This window comes from Pseudomonas citronellolis (genome assembly GCF_029335315.1).
Lineage (GTDB): Bacteria > Pseudomonadota > Gammaproteobacteria > Pseudomonadales > Pseudomonadaceae > Pseudomonas > Pseudomonas citronellolis_A.
Window position 1 is genome coordinate 45518 of sequence record NZ_JARJLT010000053.1, and the last position, 20083, is coordinate 65600.

Sequence of the window (20083 nt, forward strand, 5' to 3'; positions counted from 1 at the left end):
GCACCAAGGGCGGTGATGGCCTTCATTGGTCATTACCGTCTTTTTTCTTCTGCCTAGAATTGCTGGGTGGGATGCCACCGAACAAGCCGAACAGGTTCTGAGTCCCCAGATAGAGCTTCTTCGACTGCTCGACATACTGACTCATCAGATCCTGCATGACTGGCACCTGTTTGTGCATAAAGTCACTCCAAGCCTGAGAGGACTGCACCCCTGTCTGGGTTTGGATGTCGATCACGGTCTGAATGCTCTTCTCCAGATAGTTGCCGAGCATACCCTGGAACGGGCCGTAGAAACGGATGATGCCCTTGAGCATGTCGCTAGAGAAGATCGGCTCGCCATCGCTTTCCGCCTCCTGAATCACCTGCAGCAAGATACTTCGAGTCAGGTCCTCGCCACTCTTCGCGTCTACTACCCGGAACGGCACTTCATCGATGACCAGTCGACGGATGTCGCCCAGGGTGACATGGGTACTGGTGTGGGTGTCGTATAGGCGTCGATTGGTATATTTCTTGATCAGACGTGGAGCAATACGGTCGTCTTCGGGCATGCAAGGCGTCTCTTCATGAAATGGGCTGTGCTAGTTACCAGCACTATTTTAGTGCTTTTCTCATAAATATCCCCACCGAAGCCAGCAACTGGATATACCACCCCGCAGGACTCCTATCGCAGCTCTAGGCTCCGCAAGAAAAGTTGATGCGACTGGAGTCCCGTACGGCTAGGCGCCACGAATTCCCCAATGCAGCATGGGAGTTACTCAAGGATCTGGTTTCCCTCGAGCAGAGGATGGGGCGGCCGCACAGTGATGATCGCTTGGTGCTCAATGGCATCTTCTGGGTCCTGTGCTCTGGGGCCGCTTGGCATGACCTTGCCGGAACATTTCGCCCGTGGTCGACGGTGATCAGCGCTTCCGTGACTGGCGCGACGACGATACGCTTGACCAAATACTCGAGCGCTGGTACCTCCGATTGAATGAGGAAAGGTTGATGGGGCTGGGGTTACTGCTGCCGGTCTTCGTAGCTGATCGTAAAGCGCGTCAACGCCGCCTTCCAGTCACGGATCAACAGGGGAACGAGCCAAGGCGACCCGACCGCCAAGACTCACCTGATCTGCGATGCCAATAGCGTTTCTTCTGCGCTTCATACTTTCTCCCAGACAAACCAGCGATATCGCACAGGCTCAGCCACTACTGGAACAGGTGCGCATTCCTGGTAAGCCGGGGCGGCTGTTTGGCCGCCTAAAGTACCGACAGCAGAACATCATCGAGCGGACGCTACGACTCAATGCTTACGGTAGCATTTTTCGTACAATACCTAGGACTGCAGCCAAGACTCGACCACATCGTTACCGTGCTCAGCTTTCCAAGCCTTCAGCACCTTGTGATTTCCACCCTTGGTTTCTACCACTTCGCCAGTGTGCGGATTCTTGTAGACCTTCACCACACGCTCACGGCGCTTGGATTGCGATGCACGGCCTCCGCGGACACTCACAGCGCCAACTGCCGATGGATCGAGGATCGCGACGATGTCACGAAGGGACTTGCCATATTCGCCCATCAGCGTTTTCAGCTTTTCCTCAAACTCGATTTCCTTTTTGAGGGAGTTATCGTTCTTCAGAGATTCGAGATAAGCCAGTTGGTCGGCGAGGGCCTTTTCTGCGGCACGGAACTCAGCAAGCTTCGACATAAAAATAATCTCAATAAAAATGAATGACCCAGAGAGCATATCCGACTCTGCAGGTCATCCCAACTAGCGGACCTGTGGTTTGGGATTAGTAACCGCGAGGGATACGACCAAAGCGCAACGTCTTGGTGGTGGCCATGAGGGAATCTGCGGCCTCAGTCGCACCATCTGTGCGTACCCGAACTAGCCTGTAATGCGTGACTTCGCGACCTTCTCAGGATGTGATAGCCCCGGTCTCGATGTACCACGCTCTGGCGCGGCAGGTTCTCGATAAGCTGGCACCAAATAAACCCTGAGCTAAAAGCCGTCGTGCGCACTTAGACTTTCAGCTAAAAACCTGGGCAGGCCGGGCGCAGACGTTCTAGGGTTAGTCATTCAGGCACAAGAACAAGAACCTGGAGACCGAGCCATGATCCGACGCACCCGCCTGGCGCTGGCCGGCGCCGCCTTCCTCGCCGTCTGCGCCACCGCCCAGGCCGCCCCCACCTTCATCAACATCCTCACCGGCGGCACCAGCGGGGTGTACTACCCCGTGGGCGTCGGCCTGTCGCAGATCTACAGCCACGGCATCGAGGGCAGCAAGACCTCGGTGCAGGCCACCAAGGCCTCGGTGGAAAACCTCAACCTGCTGCAGGCCGGCCGCGGCGAACTGGCCTTCGCTCTTGGCGACTCGGTGGCCGACGCCTGGAAAGGCGAGGCCGACGCCGGCTTCAAGACGCCGCTGAAGAAGCTGCGGGCCATCGCCGGCACCTACCCCAACTACATCCAGATCGTCGCCAGCAAGGAGTCGGGGATCACCTCCCTGGCCGACCTCAAGGGCAAGCGCATCTCCGTCGGCGCGCCCAAGTCCGGCACCGAGCTGAACGCCCGTGCGATCTTCAAGGCCGCCGGCCTGAGCTACCAGGACATGGGCAAGGTGGAATACCTACCCTTCGCCGAGTCGGTGGAGCTGATCAAGAACCGCCAGCTCGACGCCACCCTGCAGTCCTCGGGTCTGGGCCAGGCATCGATCCGCGACCTCGCCTCGACCATGCCGGTCAGCTTCGTGGCGATCCCCGCCGAGGTGGTGGCGAAGATCGGCAACAACGCCTACCTGCCGGCGACCATCCCGGCCAAGACCTACGACGGCCAGGACGCCGACGTGCCCACCGCCGCCATCGTCAATATCCTGGTAACCCATGAAGGGGTGAGTGACGAGTTGGCCTACCAGATGACCAAGCAGTTGTTCGATAACCTGCCGCGCCTGGTCACCGCCCATGCGGCGGCCAAGGACATCAGCCTGGACAAGGCGGCGAAGAACCTGCCGATTCCGCTGCACCCCGGCGCCGAGCGCTTCTACAAGGAAAAAGGTCTGCTTCCCTGAGCCATGGGCCGGCCCCACGCCGGGGCCGGCCACCGCAGGAGACCCCGAATGAGCGATACCGCCCACGGCCTGCATGCCGACACCGAGCGCTGGCCCGCCAGCCTGTTCGCCGTCGCCCTGGCCTTTTCGATCTTCCAGATCGCCACCGCGGCCTTTCCGCTGATCTCCACCCAGGTCCTGCGCGCGGTGCACGTGGGCTTCCTGCTGCTGGTGGTCTACCTGAGCTACCCGGCGCGCGGCCAAGGCCGTCCCTGGCAGCCGCTAGCCTGGCTGCTGGGCCTGGCGGGCATGGCCACGGCGGCCTACCAGTGGTTCTTCGAGGCCGACCTGATCCAGCGCTCCGGCGAGCTGACCCACGGCGACATGCTTATCGGCCTGGTGATGATCGTGCTGGTGTTCGAGGCCGCCCGGCGCGTCATGGGTATCGCCCTGCCGATCATCTGCGCCCTGTTCCTCGTCTACGGCCTGCTCGGCCAGTACCTGCCGGGGGAGCTGGCGCACCGCGGCTACGGTTTCGACCAGATCGTCAACCAGCTGTCCTTCGGCACCGAGGGCCTGTACGGCACGCCCACCTACGTCTCGGCCACCTATATCTACCTGTTCATCCTGTTCGGCGCCTTCCTCGAACAGGCCGGGATGATCCGCCTGTTCACCGACTTCGCCATGGGACTGTTCGGCCACCGCAGCGGCGGACCGGCCAAGGTCTCGGTGTTCTCCTCGGCGCTGATGGGCACCATCACCGGCTCCGGGGTGGCCAACGTGGTCACCACCGGACAGTTCACCATTCCGCTGATGAAACGCTTCGGTTACTCGCCGGCCTTCGCTGGTGGCGTCGAAGCCACCTCCAGCATGGGCAGCCAGATCATGCCCCCGGTGATGGGGGCGGTGGCCTTCATCATGGCCGAGACCATCAACGTGCCCTACGCCGAGGTGGCCAAGGCGGCGCTGATCCCGGCCCTGCTGTATTTCGGCTCGGTGTACTGGATGGTCCACCTGGAGGCCCGGCGCAGCCATTTGCACGGCCTGCCGCCGGAGCAATGCCCAAGCGCCTGGGGCGCGCTGCGCCAGCGCTGGTTCCTGCTGATCCCGCTGCTGGTGCTGATCGCCCTGCTGTTCTCCGGGCGTACCCCGCTGTACTCGGGCATGGTCGGCCTGGCCCTGACCGCCATTGTCATCCTCGGCTCGGCGATCATCCTGCGCGCCGGCAACACCTGGCTGCGCATCGCCTTCTGGGTGGCGCTAGGGGTGCTCTGCTCGGGGTTCTTCCGCCTGGGTATCGGCATCGTCTTCCTGGTCATCGCAGCCCTGGCACTGGCCTGCGTCTTCATCCGCGGCGGCCGCGCCACCCTGCGGGCCTGCGTCATGGCCCTGGCCGAAGGTGCCCGCCATGCGGTGCCGGTGGGCATCGCCTGCACCCTGGTCGGGGTGATCATCGGCGTCATCTCGTTGACCGGGGTGGCCACCACCTTCGCCGGCTACATCCTCGATCTGGGCCGCGACAACCTGTTCCTCTCGCTAGTGCTGACCATGCTCACCTGCCTGGTGCTGGGCATGGGCATCCCGACCATCCCCAACTACATCATCACCAGCTCCATCGCGGCGCCGGCCCTGCTGGAGCTGGGCGTGCCGCTGATCGTCTCGCACATGTTCGTGTTCTATTTTGGCATCCTCGCCGACCTCACCCCGCCGGTGGCCCTGGCCTGCTTCGCCGCCGCCCCCATTGCTCAGGAGAGGGGGCTGAAGATCAGCTTCTGGGCGGTGCGCATCGCCCTGGCCGGCTTCGTCGTGCCCTTCATGGCGGTCTACGACCCGGCGCTGATGATGCAGGGTGACAGCTGGGCGGCCACGCTCTACATGCTGGTCAAGGCAATCTTCGCGGTAGTGCTCTGGGGCATGGCCTCCATCGGCCACCTCAGTGCCCCCATGCCCTGGTGGGAACGCGGCCTGGCGTTCGCCGCCGGCCTGTTGCTGATCCTCGCCCTGCCGATCAGCGACGAAGCCGGCTTCGCCCTGGGCGCGGCGGTGCTCGGCTGGCACCTGTGGCGCCATCGCGGCGCGGCCGGGCAGCCGGCATGACCGGCCTGTGCCTGGGGCTGGCCGGGGTGGTCTGGGCCAGCCTGCCGCTGCAGCACTTCACCCTGGCCTGGCAGCACAGCATCGAGAAGATTCGCTGGGAAGAGGACTACCAGGTGACGCCCGCCGGCCTGGTGCTGGGCGAGGCACGCGTACGCGGCAACGGCGCCGGCATGGAGATTCCGGACGGTGCGGTCCTGCGCGACGGCGCCTGGCACTACCGGCGCCACCTTCCACCGCTGCAACCGCTGCACGCCGGGCGCACGCCCGAGGCCGGCGACTACCAGTTGTGCACCGAACACGGCTGCCAGACGCTGTCGCACTGGCTGGGGCCACCGACGACGGCGACCCCGGCCGTGGATTTCTGGGCCTGCGAGACGACCACCGAAACGTCCCGGCCCCTCTAGCGCAGCGAATCGCGCTCGCTCAGCCGACGACGTGCAGGTAGTGCAGGTGCCTTTCATACTGATCGAGAATGTCGCTGATCACGTCATCGCGGCTCCAGCCCATGATGTCGTAGTCCTGGCCACCCTCGCGCAGATGCACCTCGGCACGGAAGTACTTGCGCGCATCGCTGCTCTCCTCGGTGTCACGCATGACGAAACTGGGCGTGGTGAACGCGCGCGGTCGCACTTCGTAGAGGAAGCGGCCTTCGCCGACATGGTCCAGCTCCAGGCTCACGCGGCCGTCTTCGCGCTCGCTCACCGTTACCTCGTAGCCCTGCTTGCGCAATTCGGCGGCGACCTCCTCGCACGCCGGCCTCGCCACCTCGGCGATGAAGCGCGTCACGTGGGCACGCCGCGGCAACATGGCGATGTTGCGCAGGCGCCGCTGCCAGCCGCCATGGGCATAGGGCGCCTGGCGCGGCGACGGCAGTGCCTGGTTGCGCAGGCCGCGGCGGGTGGCGTCCAGGTGCAACGCACGGAACAATCCCCAGATCGAAGCCAGGAGGATGATGGAGAACGGCAGCGCACTGGCGATGGTCGCGGTCTGCAGTGCCTTCAACCCGTTGGCCAGCAGTAGCGCGATCGCCACCACGCCAATGCTCACCGACCAGAAGATGCGCTGCCATAGCGGCGAGTGGTCATGCCCGGACGAGGCCAGCATATCCACCACCAGAGCACCGGAATCGGCGGAGGTGACGAAGAACACCACCACCATCAGTACCGCGACCATGGACACCACGCTCGACAGCGGGAAATGCTCGAGGAAGGCGAACAGCGCCAGCGAGCTGTCCTGGTCGACTATCGCCGCCAGGTCTTGCACGCCATCGGTGAGGATCATGTGGATCGCAGAGTCACCGAAAACCGTCATCCACAGCAGGGTGAAACCGGCCGGTACGAACAGCACGCCACAGACGAACTCGCGAATCGTCCGGCCACGCGAGATGCGCGCGATGAACAGACCCACGAAAGGCGACCAGGACAACCACCAGCCCCAGTACAGCAGGGTCCAACCACCGATCCAGTCCGTGGGCTGGTAGGCGTAGAGATTGAACGTCTTGTAGACGATGTCGGACAGGTAGGCGCCGGTATTCTGTACGTAGGTCTGCAGCAGGAAGACCGTGGGGCCCAGCAACAGCACGAAGAGCAGCAGCACCGCCGCCAGCCCCAGGTTGAGCTCCGAAAGAATGCGGATGCCCTTATCCAGGCCGCTGGCCACCGAAAGCGTGGCCAGGCCGCAGGTAATGGCGATCAGGACGATCTGCACGGTGGGGTTCACCGGCAAACCGAACAGATGGTGGAAACCGCTGTTGATCTGCAGCACGCCATAGCCCAGCGAAGTGGCGACACCGAACACGGTGCCGAGGATGGCGAAAATGTCCACGGCATGGCCGATGGGCCCATGGATGCGCTCGCCGATCAGCGGATAGAGCGCCGAGCGCAGCGTGAGCGGCAAGCCCTTGCGGAAGCTGAAGTAGGCCAGGATCAGCCCGACCATCGCATAGATCGCCCAGGCGTGCAGGCCCCAGTGGAAGAAGGTGATCTTCATCGCTTCGCGCGCGGCGGCTACCGTGCCCGGCTCACCCACCGGCGGCGTGGTGAAATGCATGACCGGCTCGGCGACACCGAAGAACATCAGGCCGATGCCCATGCCGGCGGAAAACAGCATGGCGAACCAACTGCTGCTGCGGTACTCCGGCTCGCTGTGGTCGGGGCCGAGCTTGATATCGCCATAGCGACTGACCGCCAGGAACACGACGCTGATCAGGATCAGCGCCACCGCGAGGATGTAGAACCAACTGGCATTGGTGATGATCCATTGCTGCACGTCGTTGAACAACGCTTGTGCCTGCTCCTGGAAAACGGAGGCATAGAGCACCAGTACCAGGATAAGCACTGCACTGCTGTAGAACACCGGTGGATTCAGGGTACTCCTTGGCTTGGATGGGGCATTCATTGCGGGTTTTCTCCTTTGAATCTGTGTGCCGAAGCACAGCGGAAAACCTATCAAGGGTAACAAGCATGGCCTGCTACCCCTACCGCAAATGGGAAATGGGCGCTTTTTTCGCCGAGCGATTCCTGATACTCCAGCCAGCGTGATGACGCTTACGCAACGGTGCGAACGTGAGGCGCTGGTACTTCACTCACCGCGAAAGGGTCCTGTAGACTTGCGCTCCGGGTGTCTGCTGCAAGGGTGGCGAGACAGGTCAATGCGCAGGTCGGGCCGCCGCGCGGAGAGCTTGTGCGCATGCAACAGAATCCCCTGCCCCGTGCCCAGCGAATGGCCGAGCGCGCCTTCGCCAACCTTGAACGTTTCCTGCATATCGAAGCCGTCAGTGGCGCCGTCCTGCTGGTCGCCGCCGTCATCGCCCTGCTGTGGGCGAACTCCCCGGCCGCTCATGGCTACGACGCCCTATGGCACGCTCCGCTGTCCATCGGAATCGGCTCCTTCACGTTCTCGCGTTCGCTCCACTTCTGGATAAACGATGGGTTGATGACCGTGTTCTTCCTGGTCGTCGGCATGGAAATCCGCCGGGAAATCCATGAGGGTGCCCTGGCCAACCTGCGCCAGGCGGCATTACCCATGATAGCGGCTGTTGGTGGTGTCCTGGCGCCGGCAGCGATCTACCTGGCGATCAACCACACCCCCGCCGCGCACTCGGGCTGGGCCATACCGACGGCCACCGACATCGCCTTCGCGGTGGGCGTGCTGGCGTTGCTGGGCAAATCCATCCCCGCCAACGTCAGGGTGTTCCTGCTGGCGCTGGCCGTCATCGACGACATCATCGCGGTCCTGATCATCGCCGTCTTCTACTCAGGAGGCCTCGACTACAGTGGCTTCGCCATCGCGGCAGTGGGCATCCTGCTCGTGCTCGGCCTGCAGAAGATCGGCGTCGGAACCGCCTACGCCTATGTGCTTCCGGGTGCGGTGACCTGGGCCGGCCTGCTCATGACCGGGGCGCATCCCAGCCTGGCCGGCGTGGTGCTCGGCCTGATGACACCGGTGTACAGCATGCCGATGCGGGAGCGCCCCCTGGAGCGTGTTTCGCGCATCACCGGCGAACTGATCGGCCGGGCCCAATCACCGGAACGGGACGCAAGCGACCTGATGCCGCCCCTGAAGAGCCTGCGCCATGCTCAACGCGAACTGGTCCCGCCCGTAGTACGCGTTCAGCAGGCCCTGCATCCCTGGGTCGCCTACGGCATCATGCCCCTGTTCGCCCTTGCCAACGCTGGGGTCAGCCTCCAGGGCATCGATCTGGCTGCCGAGGCGCCGCATTGGGTCCTGCTGGGCGTGGCCGCCGCGCTCATCATCGGGAAACCACTCGGCATCATCAGCATCACCTGGTTGATGGTGCGCCTGGGCTGGTGTGCATTGCCGAGCGGGGTCACCTGGCGAGGCGTCATCCTGATCGGGCTGCTCGCGGGTATCGGCTTCACCATGTCGATCTTCATCGCCATGCTCGGCTTCTCCGATCCCAGCCTGCTCGGCCCCGCGAAGCTCGGCGTACTGATCGGCTCCACCTTCGCCGCGGCGCTGGGGCTGGCGTGGGGGGCTTTCGTCATGCGTCAGGACAAGGGGCGGGAGCCTGCGCGCGCGAAGTGAGCGACCCGATCCAGGGTCCGTCTCAGGGCCAACGGTCGTGCCTGAGGGACGAAGTCCGCCCACTATTGCTCGGACGAGCATCAGCCTCGCGGACCGAACACCCGAACCGGGGCGGCCCGGATGACATGGTACATTGCCCCTTTCCAGCCCCCCAGGTCGACAGATAGCCCAGTGAAACGCCCGGACAGCGACGCCCGATGAACATTCCGCCCAGCCTCAGCCACCCCTGGCGACTGCGTCTGGTCATCCTGCTCTTCGGTCTTCTTTCGGCCGTGCTCTGCTGGCGCCTGCTCGAACTGCAATTGCATCAGCGCGAGTTCCTGCAAGCCCATGGCGATGCACGCAGCCTGCGCTATCTGAAGATTCCCGCCCATCGCGGCGAGATCACCGACCGCCGGGGAGAGCCCCTGGCGGTGAGCACGCCGATGCTCACCCTCTGGGCCAACGGCAGGGAACTGGCCACCGCGCCCGAACGCTGGGCCGAGCTGGCCAACGCCCTGGGCCAGACGCCTGCGACCTTCGCTGCGCGCCTGCAGGCCAACCGCGAACGTGAGTTCTTCTACCTGGAGCGGGGCCTGCCGCCGGTGGTCGGGCAGGCCATCCTGGCGCGCAAGGTGCCGGGCGTCTATGCGCGGGAAGAGTATCGGCGCTTCTACCCGGCCAGCGATACGACGTCCCAGGTGGTCGGCTTCACTGATATCGACGGCCACGGCCAGGAGGGCGTGGAATATGCCTTCGACAGTTGGCTGTCCGGGGTGCCCGGCCGACGCCTGGTGCTCAAGGACCTGTACGGGCGCGTGGTGAAGAACCTGCAGGTCGTGCGCAACGCCAAGCCCGGCAAGGACCTGGCGTTGTCGCTGGACCTGCGCCTGCAATACCTCGCCAACCGCGAACTGAGGCGGGCGCTGGACCAGTTCGGCGCCAAGGCCGGCAGCCTGGTGATGATCGACGTGCGTACCGGTGAGTTGCTGGCGATGGCCAACCAGCCCAGCTTCAACCCGAACAACCGCCAGGGCCTGGATCCCGCGGCCATCCGCAACCGCGCGCTGACCGACGTGTTCGAGCCAGGCTCCACCGTCAAGCCCATTTCCATGTGCGCCGCCCTGGAAAGCGGCCGCTGGCGGCCGTCTGACCAGGTCGAAGTGTGGCCCGGCAGCCTACGCATCGGCCACTACACCATTCGCGACGTGACCCGCAGCGAGGGCCGCATACTCGACCTCACCGGCATCCTCATCAACTCCAGCAACGTCGGCATGAGCAAGGTGGCGTTCGACATCGGCGGCCAAGCCATCCACGACGTGATGCAACGGATGGGCCTGGGCCAGTACACTGGTCTGGGCTTCCCCGGCGAGCGCGTCGGCAACCTGCCAGCCTATCCGCGCTGGCGGCCAGCGGAGACGGCCACGCTTTCGTACGGTTACGGCCTGTCGATAACCGCCGTGCAGCTGGCCCACGCCTACGCCACCCTGGCCAATGGCGGGCGCATGATGCCCCTGTCGCTGGTGCGCCGCGAGCGCGCGCCGCGCCCCGAGCAGGTCATTCCGGAAAAGGTCGCGCACACCGTGACGGCCATGCTCGAACAGGTGGTCGAATCACCCCGCGGCATCCATCGCGCCCGGGTGCCCGGCTATCACGTGGCCGGCAAGAGCGGCACAGCGCGCAAGGCCGCCACCGGTGCGCGCGGCTACCGGGAAAACGCCTACCGCTCGATGTTCGTCGGCTTCGGCCCGGTCAGCGCTCCGCGCATCGCCATCTCGGTGGTGATCGACGAGCCCAGCCGCGACGGCTACTTCGGCGGTAAGGTCGCCGCGCCGGTGTTCAGTCGCGTGATGAGCGGCGCCCTGCGCATCCTGGAAGCCCCACCCGACAATCTGCCGGAGCCGCCCTTGCGCGAGGCGGCAACGGCTAGCCAGACACTGGCGTCGGGCTGAGGTGCCCTCGAAACGCCTTTCGCCATTTTCCTGAACTTCTCCCGACCCGACTCGACCAAAACTATTCAAACCGAGTCGAACGGGAGGATTTCCATGGAGCAACTCGACACCTGGCTCGATCTGGCCTTTCTCGGTCATCTGCTGCTAGTGGCGGCCACGACCGTGATCGGCTACGGGCTGTTTCGTTTCCTGTTGGGCGCCACGCGGAAGCGCCTGGAGGGTAGGACCAGCCACTGGGCACGCTACGCATCGGTCATCGCGAACAGGACCCGCAACACCCTGGTGTTCGTCTTCGCGCTGATGCTGGCCCTCAAGTTGGTCACCCTTCCCGTCAACTGGGAGATGGCGCTGGCCCATGGATGGTTCGTCATCCTGGCCCTCCAGGTAGCACTGTGGCTCGATGCCTGCGCCCGCCTGTGGACCCGCGACCTCGCCCTCTCGCGATTCGGTGGCATCCAGAACCCAGTGATGGCGACAATCATCTCGGTGGTGGTGCTGATCGTCGTCTGGGCTGTGATGCTACTTTCCATCCTGGCCAACCTAGGCGTCGACATCACCGCCCTGATCGCCAGCCTGGGCGTAGGTGGCATCGCTGTAGCACTCGCAGTGCAGACCATCTTGAGCGACGTGTTCGCATCACTCTCGATTGGCTTCGACAAGCCGTTCGAGATCGATGACTTCGTGGTGTTCGGTGACGTGGCGGGCACCATCGAGCACATCGGCTTGAAGACCACCCGCATCCGCAGCCTCAGTGGCGAGCAGATCGTCTGCTCCAACACCGAACTGCTCAAGCAGACGCTGCATAACTACAAACGAATGAATACCAGACGGATCGTGTTCCAGTTCGGGGTCAGCTATCGGACCCCAGCCGACAAGGCAAAGGCGGTGACGGGACTCGTGAAGGAAATCATCGACGCCCAGACAGAGGCGAAGTTCGACCGCGCCCATCTAGCCGCCTTCGAAGAAAGCCGGCTGCTGTTCGAGGTCGTCTACATCATGCAGACCGCCGACTACAACCGCTATATGGACGTCCAGCAGGCGATCAACCTGCGGCTGCTTTCGGGGCTCAATGAGCTAGGCGTCGAATTCGCCTTCCCGGTACGGGAATTGCGCATTCCGGAGCAAACCGGCAAGGCAGTTCAATAGAGCTTTCCTGTCGCGGCCCTGAAATAAAAAGAAACCCGGCCGAAGCCGGGTCCTTAAAGGGAATATCCATCATTGTGGGTGCTCAGCAGGAGATGGGGTTCAGACTGGTCAGCTGCAATGATGACGATTGGATAGTGTCAAAGTGACACGAGCAATACAACCCTCTATGTAATGGTGTATCACCCTTCAGCCCTCAAAAACGGCCCTTGAAGTCCCCCTGGCCCTCAGGCTGAAGCTAACTCCTCGCGTGAGCTCTTGCTGCGACACCGCCCAGCGTGACTCCTCGAGCCAGCTCTTCGACGATCTCGGCGGCGGGAAGAATGCTGCGAATACGGCCCACCTGCTCGCCGGCATATAGCGCTGTAGCTTCGAGCAAGGCCGCGGGCAATTGGTCGACGAGTGGAACGGGCGAAAAGACCGGCAGGCCCGGTCTTTGGAAAACGGCCGCATGGGCCTTCATCGGTAGCAGCCTACGTGTGAACGACAGGCTCGAATTGAACCACCGCAGCCAGGCGGGAATGGAACCATCCGCCCGACACCAGCGATCGGTCGCCTTGTTGGGCACCACACGATGAACGTCCGGCCATCCCAATCCGAACAGTTCAGTGACAAGGGTATCCTGCGCTGCCAGCAGCCTCTGGCGATATGCCTCATGCGCGTTGCTCTCGGGCGTCAGCACAAAGCGTGTTCCCGAGCAGACGCCATGTGCCCCCAGACGAATAGCCCGCTCAGCATCCTCTGCCGTGTAAATGCCTCCGGCCGCGAAAAGGGGGATGGTCGACGTCAGCGCAACGATTTCCGGCAGAACAGCATCGAGCCGCTGGGTTGCCCTGACATGGCCACCAGCCTCGACACCCTGCACAACCAACCCGTCGACCCCGGCATCGAGCGCCCTTTCCGCTTCCTGCCTCGACCCCACCTGCTGGAAGACGAAGACACCCTCGCGGCGAAGCTGCTGGATCAAGGGTTTTCCATCCCCCCAGAACAGCGTGACCATCGGTACCTGCTGACGGATGACCACTTCGACATGCTTCACGCGCGTGTAGGGCAGCAGCAGGTTGACGCAGATCGGTTGCCCGGCCGCCTTCGCCCGGGTCTGCTCGATGGTTCGTTCCCAGACCGAGACATCATGCAGACCCAGCGTGCCGATTCCTCCTGCCGCACAAACCGCCCCGGCCAAAGCCGGCCCCGAGATGGACGTCATGCCGGCCTGCATCACGGGATAACGGACTCCCAGCGACTCGAGTTTGCTCAAGGGCGATGACCTGCCCGCTTCACCGATTGCGGATAGACAACGGGAGTCTTGATCGTTGTTCATTACATTGACTCTCTTGGTGGGTGGACATCGCCGATGCAATGACTCAGCAGGCCAGATTGGCCGCTACGAAATCCCAGTTCACCAGATGCCAGAACGCATTGAGGTACTTGGGACGGGCATTGCGATAATCGATGTAGTAGGCGTGCTCCCACAGGTCGCAGGTCAACAGGGGCCTATCGGCAGAGGTCAGCGGCGTTTCCGCGTTGCTGGTGTTCACGATGGCGAGCGAGCCGCTGGGCTTTCTCACCAGCCAGGTCCAGGAAGAGCCGAAGTTGCTGACCGCTTTGTCGTTGAACGCCTGCTGGAACCCCTCGAAGGAGCCGAATCCGGTGTCGATGGCATTGGCCAACGCGCCGTCCGGCCGACCGCCGCCGCTGGGGCTCAGGCAGTTCCAATAGAAACTGTGGTTCCAGATTTGCGCAGCGTTGTTGAAGGTCGCCCCTTCGGAAGTCCTGATGATTTCCTCCAGGGTGCGGCCTTCGAACTCGCTACCTCGGATCAACTCGTTCAATTTCACTACGTAGGCCGCGTGATGCTTGCCATAGTGATATTCGAGCGTCTCTTTCGAAATATGGGGAGCGAGCGCGTCCAGTTCGAAAGGAAGCTGGGGAAGTTCGAATGCCATGGGTGTTCTCCGTTTGCGATGGCAGAAATCATCCGACAGGGGCTAACCGGCGGGCAGCGAAGCGCCAGGCCTGGAATCACTTCAGGGAAGGCCGGTTACGCACCGGCAGGCATACGCGCTCAGCCGGCGCGGAACTTGGGCAAGCCGATGTCGCCGCGGACAAAATTGCCCAGCATGTAGCAGAGCGCGACTTTCAGGACGGACTCGTCCGGGCGGGCCTGCCCCTTGCGCGCGATGCGCATGAGCTGGTGCGTGTACCAGATGATTTCCATCATCCGCGAGCGGTCGATAGCCTCCACGCCGGAAACCCTGGGGCTGACTTCATGGCTAGGGTCCAGGCCAGCAAGGAGACGTTGCGGTACGGCGGGGTCGAGGCTGAGCAGGCGAGCCAGCCCGACCAGTTCCAGAGCCCCACTCTGCAACGCCTCATTCATGCCCGCGACGGTACGAAAGCCACCGGTCACCATCAGTGGCACGGACGTCTGTTCCCTCACCTTCTCGGCGAACGCGAGGAAATAGGCCTCGCGCTGACGAGTACTTTCCTTCTGCACCGGCTGTGTGCCGGTCATCGCCGGTGACTCATAGGTGCCACCGGAAATCTCGATCATGTCGATACCAGCATCCGCGATGGCCAGCACGGCCTCCATGGATTCACCTTCGTCGTAACCGCCCTTCTGGAAATCGGCCGAGTTGAGCTTGATACCTATCGGGTAATCGTGGCCCACCGCATCTCGCATAGCGTGATAGACGGCCATGAGGAAACGCCGACGCTTCTCCGGCGTACCGCCCCAGTCGTCCTCGCGTCGGTTATGGTGCGGCGACAGGAACTGGTTGATCAGATAGCCGTGGGCGGCATGGATCTGTACACCACCGAATCCGGCTTTCTTGGCGATACGAGCGGTGCTGGCGAAACGATCGATGACCTCCTTGATCTCGTCAGGCCGGATTTCGCGGGGTGTCGGGAAATAGGGAGCCAGCTCCGCGTTGAAGGGGATGGCGGAGGGCGCCAGGTTCTCCCGATTGAGGCCGTTCATCGCCTGCTTCCCGGGATGGTTGATCTGCATCCAGAGCTGGGTACCGCCGCTGCTTCCTCGCCGTGCCCACTCGCGCAGGAACTCCAGATGTCGCTCGTCCTCCACCACCACGTTGCCAGGCTCGCTGCGAGCCCGGCCGTCGATCATGACATTGCCGGTGAGGCTCAGGCCGACACCACCCTGCGCCCAGGCCTCGTAGAGCGGCAGCAGCCAGTGGCTGGGGGCTCCATGCTTGTCGCCCATGGATTCGTGCATGGCCGCCTTGGCGATGCGATTGCGGATGATGGTGCCGGTCTTCAGGATCAGTGGCTTGGCCAGGCCTGATTCGGGGTATTCGACCGATGGCTTTTCTGACTGGAATGCGTTCATGGGAGCCCTCGCTGCAGCAACCTGCGTGTGCTGACGACTCTAAGGACTGGCCCTGTGCATGACGAACGATGATTTCTGTCGCACGATTAAGCCCTGCTTAACCATCAGGACTGAACACCGGTGTCACCTGGGAACGAATCCAGTCGAAGGCATCCCTGAGCAGTTCAGCCTTTCCGTTGTCAGGACGGAATACGAAGTAGGCGCTGAGTGGCGTCGTCAGCGGCGGCAGCACTGCCACCAGGCGGGTGTCCGGCCAGAGTTTCGAAAACGGTGTCCCCGCCGGCAGGAAGCCCAGGGCGATCCCCAGGCCCCGTTCCGCCGCATGCAGGGCAGCCAGATCGGAATCCACCAGCAGATCCCCTTTGCTCGGGACAGTGGGAATCTTGGCGAGACTCGCCAGAGACTCCCAGCCGAACTGCTCATGCCTGCGGCGGATCAACGTGTGGTGCTCCAGGTCTTCCAGCCGGTTCACCGGATGCCGCGCCAGCAGAGAGGGGACCGCGAGCAGCACTGCCTCGCATCCGCACAGCAGCCAGGATTCCAGTCCGGACCATTGGCCGTGGCCGACGCGGATGGCAGCATCGACCGGCTCCTTTTCGAAATCGACCAACTCCATGCTGGCTTCGAGCGAAAGGCTCACTCCCGGATGGCGGGCCTGGAAAACCTCGACGTGGGGAAGCAGGAACTCATGTGCAATGAGGGGCGTCATGCTCAATCGCAGCGTCGGCCTGTCGAAACGATGGACGAACTCGGCGTGCCCCTGTCGATATGTTGCCAGCGTCTGCGAGGCCACCCGGGCAAACTGGTGGCCCGCGTCCGTGAGTTCCAGGCGCCGGGTCAGGCGCCGGAACAGTGGCAGCCCCAACTGATCTTCCAACTGTTTGATCTGCTGGCTGATCGCCGAAGTCGTCAGGTGCAGTTCCTGGGCGGCCTTGCTGAAACTCAGAAGTCTGGCCGAGGCTTCGAATGCCGGAAGAAGTTGAAGCGGAGGCGGACGTCGCATCGATGTCATGGAGAGCTGCTTCAGAAGGTTCGGCTATGGAATGGATGCCTTGTTCCCGCGCATCGGAAACAAGGTCAGCCTACGTTGCCATCGGAACCGCAGGCAACCAGTCAAGACCATCAACGCTGGATTGAGGCTGCTCTGGATCGCAACCCATCACTACCGTTAACGGGCCCAACGAGATGGAGTCAGAGCGTGGTCAGCACGTTCCGACAAGCTGGTCAGGCGCCCCAAACGGAAGCACCTGGCCCCTACAGGCCTCACCCGCAACGACTGGCTATCCTCGATCAGGTAGTGGCAGGCATTGATGACGTTCTGCTTACCTGTACCGTCGTGATGCTTGAACATGCCTACCCCACACCGCTCCTTGTACCGTGCCTTGTCATGGTTGCAGCTGTGGAAGTACCCCCAGCCATCCGTGATCCTCTCCCACAGCTTGCCAATCGCTTTAGCCTTGACGATGTCCATGAGCACCTTCCGGCCATCGAAGAAGAAGGCTGCATGGATGTGGTAGCCCATGTCCTCCCCTTGCTCCACAGCACAGATGTAGCCTGTCTCGTGCTGGAAGACTGGATCGTATTCCCGAGCCCGGATCAGCCTGTCCAGGTCCTCGAAGACGTCCTCTACCTTCAGGCGACTACGTGCTGCTTCCCGGTAGTACAGATCCACCCTCACCACCACAGTACGAGAGCGGCTATCCATCACCCGCTCTACGTATTCAGTGACGGCTTGCCGATTGCGTTTCTCCCGGCATACACGGTCATGCTTCCCACGCTTGAACCACTTGGTCTGCACATGCTCCCGGATCCTCTCCACGAGCCAGTTGTAGGTCTGGGCCTCTGACAGGAGCCCTCCCTCGCTCTCGTCCATGCACGTCATCCCGAACATCCCAAACTCAATGCCGATGTCGTAGCACGCCTCCTTGAACGCGATCAGGTGTTCACTCAGGGCATACGTCTCGTCATGCACCAGGTGATACATCTGCCGAATGTGATCGAAATACCGAGAGAGCCTGGTCCTCTTGATGACCTCATCCCCCTGTGCGTCATAGCTAATCCTGAATGCAGGACAGTCGTGACGGATCACTGCGTTCACGAGTCGTTCGATCTGGATAGCGATGTCGGATTGGGAGAGGTGTTTTGCTGCTTGATTGGTCATGGTGTGTACCTGGTTGGTTTAAGACATACCAAGTACGGAGTGGGTATTTTTAAACTGGAGAGGTGGTAGTTAGGTTCCTGTGGTAGCTAGCCATGAGTGGAGAGAGGTGGATGGATTAGAGATAGGTTATTGGAGATGGAGTAGGTGTATGGATTAGATAGATGGTTAGAGATAGTTAGTAGCTATATCAATAAACCACACTGCCCTGCTCGCAAAACAACAAGCGCCATCGAGCATTCAGACGAAGAACTCCAGGCGTAACCGGGATAATTCACAGAGCAGGCAACTGGGAGTTATCTGAGAAAGAGCACTAACCTAAGCAGACGGCAGAGATACCCGATGACCAGGACTCCCTGGTCATCGGGTATCTCTATCGCCATCAATGCTTACCTGCAACCTGGACTTTCTCATCGCGCTCAGCGATCCGCTCAAGGATCCATTCGTGCACTTCGCTCTCCAACCAACGAACGCAACGTTCCCCCACAGATAACGGAAGCGGGAACGTGCCGAGAGCGACGTACTTATAGATTGTCGAACGTGCAAGACTGGTGAGGTCCATGACCTCTTTCAAACTGATGATCCTCATGGACATGGATGATGCTCCTGTATTGGTCCAGAGGATGGGGGGAGCTAGTGATAATTAACTAGGCCAGAACCAACCTTACGTTCGACAAAGAAGAATTAAGAAGGGAGCGGGAGATGGGAGATGGGACACCACATCCTTTGGAAAGAAGCGTTTCCTGAGAAGGTAGAAGACGCCTGAAACCTAGTGAAACGGCCAATTCTCTTAAGCTAAGCCCTCCAATAAAGACGCTAGAATTTAGCTAGAATTGTGATAGAACATGAATAGAATTCAGATAGAACATTGCTAGAATGTTGCTAGAATTCTACTGGCGGCATGATAAAATCATTCCACATTCATTTAATAAATGAATTAATTAATTTAAATCAATAGAGCAAGACAATGATTGATTTCAAAAAATTAATAAAAGACAACTTGAGCGAAATGATAAAAGATTCATTTCGAAATGATCGCCGAGATATTTGGCTATGGCTGACATTAAAAGAAGAATTTAATGCAAACCTAGATCCCGCCGCATGTAATACGCCTAGAATGAGAGAGGATATTTACGAATTCTTATCTAAGCATCCATCTGATCTAGAGACGATAAGAAGAGACATCTATACCGCCATTATTCCTGAAGAAAACTTCAGCTGGATGAAAGAGGAAAAGAGACAGATTTTGTGGCTAACACCACGAATCGAAGATCTAACCCAGACCGATAGTCGAAGGTTCGCTAGAGGCTCTGTAAACCTATTTGGAAGAGAAAAGCTAATTGCCATAATAGATTTTTGGGAGCATCCACTACCTAGGAAAGTCGAGTTAGTTGAGCGCCTTCATTCTGAATGGCGAAGACATGAATCTCACGACACAGATTACAGATGGTTTTCTGATTCCAAAGAAGGCCTACAACGCTGCATATGTGCTGGAGAATGGTTTGAAAAAGAGTCCAAACAAAGACTCATAAAGCCAGAGCCAATAAGAAATTACGAGGAGCTTTTAATTCACTTCGATAACGATAATTACGAAAGACCATACAGAAAAGAAATAATAAAGAAAATCCAGGCATCTTGGAACAAAAGGAAATTTGAAGAAAGAAACCCGGACAAGCAACAACTAAATGTCCGAATTTCGAAAAAAGCAAAAGATCTTTTAAACGAGCTCAGCGGAAACGACAAAAAGAGCCAATCAAAAATTATAGAAAAATTAATCCTAATGGAGGCAGAACATCACATTTATCTACGAGACATGTAACCACATAACAATCAAAACTTCAGCCAGGATATGTACAACTCGTTTCATGCCATCTATCCCAACCCAGCACAACAGGGAGGCTTCTGTGAAAGACCTGAGCCAAAGTTGCCCTGAAGTCGCTCCCCGGCAAGCTTCTCATGTCGGTTTATTCCGCCGGCAGCCGAACGAGCTTCTGCAGGCCCAGAGGCCGTAGAAATAGAGTGCCCTCCAATCTAACGTCTTCCCGTCGCCACTCACCAAAGGTGGCAACCTGGCCAATCATCAACAAGCAGGGAACCAGAAGAGCCCCGGATAGACCGATCTGAAATGCAGCATGCAGGACGAAGAAGCCGAGCAGCCCCCGTGCTACCGACACACTCACCTAAACCTCGAGTCATACAAGAAATGAATCAAAATTCCAGCGGGTCTCAGAGTGTGGGCTAAGGTGTGGGTTACCGGTGAATACCATAAATAATTTATTTAAAAATCAAGCACATAAAATAATAAAAAGCTGACCACAAGCCGGCTTTTTTAATGCC

General features: G+C 60.5%; 16 protein-coding genes and 2 pseudogenes. 9 read left to right on the top strand and 9 right to left on the bottom strand.

Annotated elements, in window-relative coordinates; translation table 11 throughout:
* Positions 1 to 22: 22 nt before the first annotated feature.
* Positions 23 to 547, bottom strand: coding sequence for a polyhydroxyalkanoate synthesis repressor PhaR (phaR, locus tag P3W75_RS04675; RefSeq protein WP_034076220.1), 525 nt, complete (start codon positions 545 to 547; stop codon positions 23 to 25).
* A 146-nt stretch (positions 548 to 693) separates the two neighbouring features.
* Between phaR and P3W75_RS04680 the strand changes: the two are divergent.
* Both P3W75_RS04680 and P3W75_RS04685 read left to right on the top strand, forming a co-directional pair.
* Positions 694 to 987: pseudogene (locus tag P3W75_RS04680) on the top strand (transposase); the annotation flags it as partial.
* Positions 988 to 1071: 84 nt separating this feature from the next.
* A pseudogene (locus P3W75_RS04685) lies at positions 1072 to 1229 on the top strand (IS5/IS1182 family transposase); the annotation flags it as partial.
* Between the two features lie 81 nt (positions 1230 to 1310).
* Here the strand turns inward: P3W75_RS04685 and P3W75_RS04690 are convergent.
* Positions 1311 to 1682, bottom strand: a complete 372-nt coding sequence (locus tag P3W75_RS04690; RefSeq protein ID WP_034076325.1) for a histone-like nucleoid-structuring protein, MvaT/MvaU family — start codon at positions 1680 to 1682, stop codon at positions 1311 to 1313.
* A gap of 406 nt (positions 1683 to 2088) precedes the next feature.
* Between P3W75_RS04690 and P3W75_RS04695 the strand changes: the two genes are divergently transcribed.
* The 3 genes from P3W75_RS04695 to P3W75_RS04705 are packed head-to-tail and all read left to right on the top strand — an operon-like array spanning position 2089 to position 5522.
* A complete protein-coding gene (locus P3W75_RS04695) occupies positions 2089 to 3042 on the top strand; it encodes a TAXI family TRAP transporter solute-binding subunit (protein ID WP_276226202.1) in 954 nt (317 codons plus the stop codon).
* Positions 3043 to 3090: 48 nt separating this feature from the next.
* Positions 3091 to 5118, top strand: coding sequence for a TRAP transporter permease (locus P3W75_RS04700; RefSeq protein ID WP_276226203.1), 2028 nt, complete (start codon positions 3091 to 3093; stop codon positions 5116 to 5118).
* The gene (locus P3W75_RS04705; RefSeq protein WP_249919086.1) at positions 5115 to 5522 is read left to right on the top strand and encodes a DUF1850 domain-containing protein; all 408 of its coding nucleotides are present in this window, start codon (positions 5115 to 5117) and stop codon (positions 5520 to 5522) included. Before P3W75_RS04700 ends, P3W75_RS04705 begins: the two co-directional genes overlap by 4 nt.
* Before the next feature lie 19 nt (positions 5523 to 5541).
* On the opposite strand, the gene P3W75_RS04710 is transcribed toward P3W75_RS04705, so the two are convergent.
* Entirely contained in the window at positions 5542 to 7515 is a 1974-nt protein-coding gene (locus tag P3W75_RS04710; RefSeq protein WP_276226204.1) for a BCCT family transporter, read from the bottom strand.
* 291 nt (positions 7516 to 7806) lie between these two features.
* Between P3W75_RS04710 and nhaA the strand changes: the two genes are divergently transcribed.
* The 3 genes from nhaA to P3W75_RS04725 all read left to right on the top strand — a co-directional run bounded on the left by nhaA (position 7807) and on the right by P3W75_RS04725 (position 12242).
* On the top strand, positions 7807 to 9165 hold the full coding sequence (nhaA, locus tag P3W75_RS04715) for a Na+/H+ antiporter NhaA (RefSeq protein WP_276226205.1): 1359 nt from the start codon (positions 7807 to 7809) through the stop codon (positions 9163 to 9165).
* A gap of 197 nt (positions 9166 to 9362) precedes the next feature.
* Positions 9363 to 11096 (top strand): peptidoglycan D,D-transpeptidase FtsI family protein, encoded by a 1734-nt coding sequence (locus P3W75_RS04720; protein WP_276226206.1) that lies wholly within the window; start codon positions 9363 to 9365, stop codon positions 11094 to 11096.
* Between the two features lie 93 nt (positions 11097 to 11189).
* The gene (locus P3W75_RS04725) at positions 11190 to 12242 is read left to right on the top strand and encodes a mechanosensitive ion channel family protein (protein ID WP_276226207.1); all 1053 of its coding nucleotides are present in this window, start codon (positions 11190 to 11192) and stop codon (positions 12240 to 12242) included.
* A 235-nt stretch (positions 12243 to 12477) separates the two neighbouring features.
* Here the strand turns inward: P3W75_RS04725 and P3W75_RS04730 are convergent, their stop codons facing one another.
* The 6 genes from P3W75_RS04730 to P3W75_RS04755 form a co-directional block, all read right to left on the bottom strand.
* Entirely contained in the window at positions 12478 to 13497 is a 1020-nt protein-coding gene (locus tag P3W75_RS04730) for an NAD(P)H-dependent flavin oxidoreductase (RefSeq protein ID WP_276226208.1), read from the bottom strand.
* Between the two features lie 106 nt (positions 13498 to 13603).
* Positions 13604 to 14185, bottom strand: coding sequence for a Fe-Mn family superoxide dismutase (locus P3W75_RS04735; RefSeq protein WP_276226209.1), 582 nt, complete (start codon positions 14183 to 14185; stop codon positions 13604 to 13606).
* Positions 14186 to 14304: 119 nt separating this feature from the next.
* On the bottom strand, positions 14305 to 15588 hold the full coding sequence (locus P3W75_RS04740; RefSeq protein WP_023105827.1) for an NADH:flavin oxidoreductase/NADH oxidase family protein: 1284 nt from the start codon (positions 15586 to 15588) through the stop codon (positions 14305 to 14307).
* A gap of 97 nt (positions 15589 to 15685) precedes the next feature.
* The gene (locus P3W75_RS04745) at positions 15686 to 16600 is read right to left on the bottom strand and encodes a LysR substrate-binding domain-containing protein (protein WP_276226210.1); all 915 of its coding nucleotides are present in this window, start codon (positions 16598 to 16600) and stop codon (positions 15686 to 15688) included.
* Between the two features lie 156 nt (positions 16601 to 16756).
* Positions 16757 to 17749 carry a YagK/YfjJ domain-containing protein gene (locus tag P3W75_RS04750; RefSeq protein WP_276226211.1) on the bottom strand — a complete coding sequence of 331 codons (993 nt, stop codon included), beginning with the start codon at positions 17747 to 17749 and terminating at the stop codon, positions 16757 to 16759.
* A gap of 379 nt (positions 17750 to 18128) precedes the next feature.
* Positions 18129 to 18335: a helix-turn-helix transcriptional regulator gene (locus P3W75_RS04755; RefSeq protein WP_276226215.1), complete on the bottom strand. Its 207-nt coding sequence runs from the start codon at positions 18333 to 18335 to the stop codon at positions 18129 to 18131.
* 378 nt (positions 18336 to 18713) lie between these two features.
* Here P3W75_RS04755 and P3W75_RS04760 point away from each other — a divergent pair, with 378 nt between their 5' ends.
* Entirely contained in the window at positions 18714 to 19565 is an 852-nt protein-coding gene (locus P3W75_RS04760; RefSeq protein WP_276226212.1) for a hypothetical protein, read from the top strand.
* Positions 19566 to 20083 lie beyond the last annotated feature (518 nt).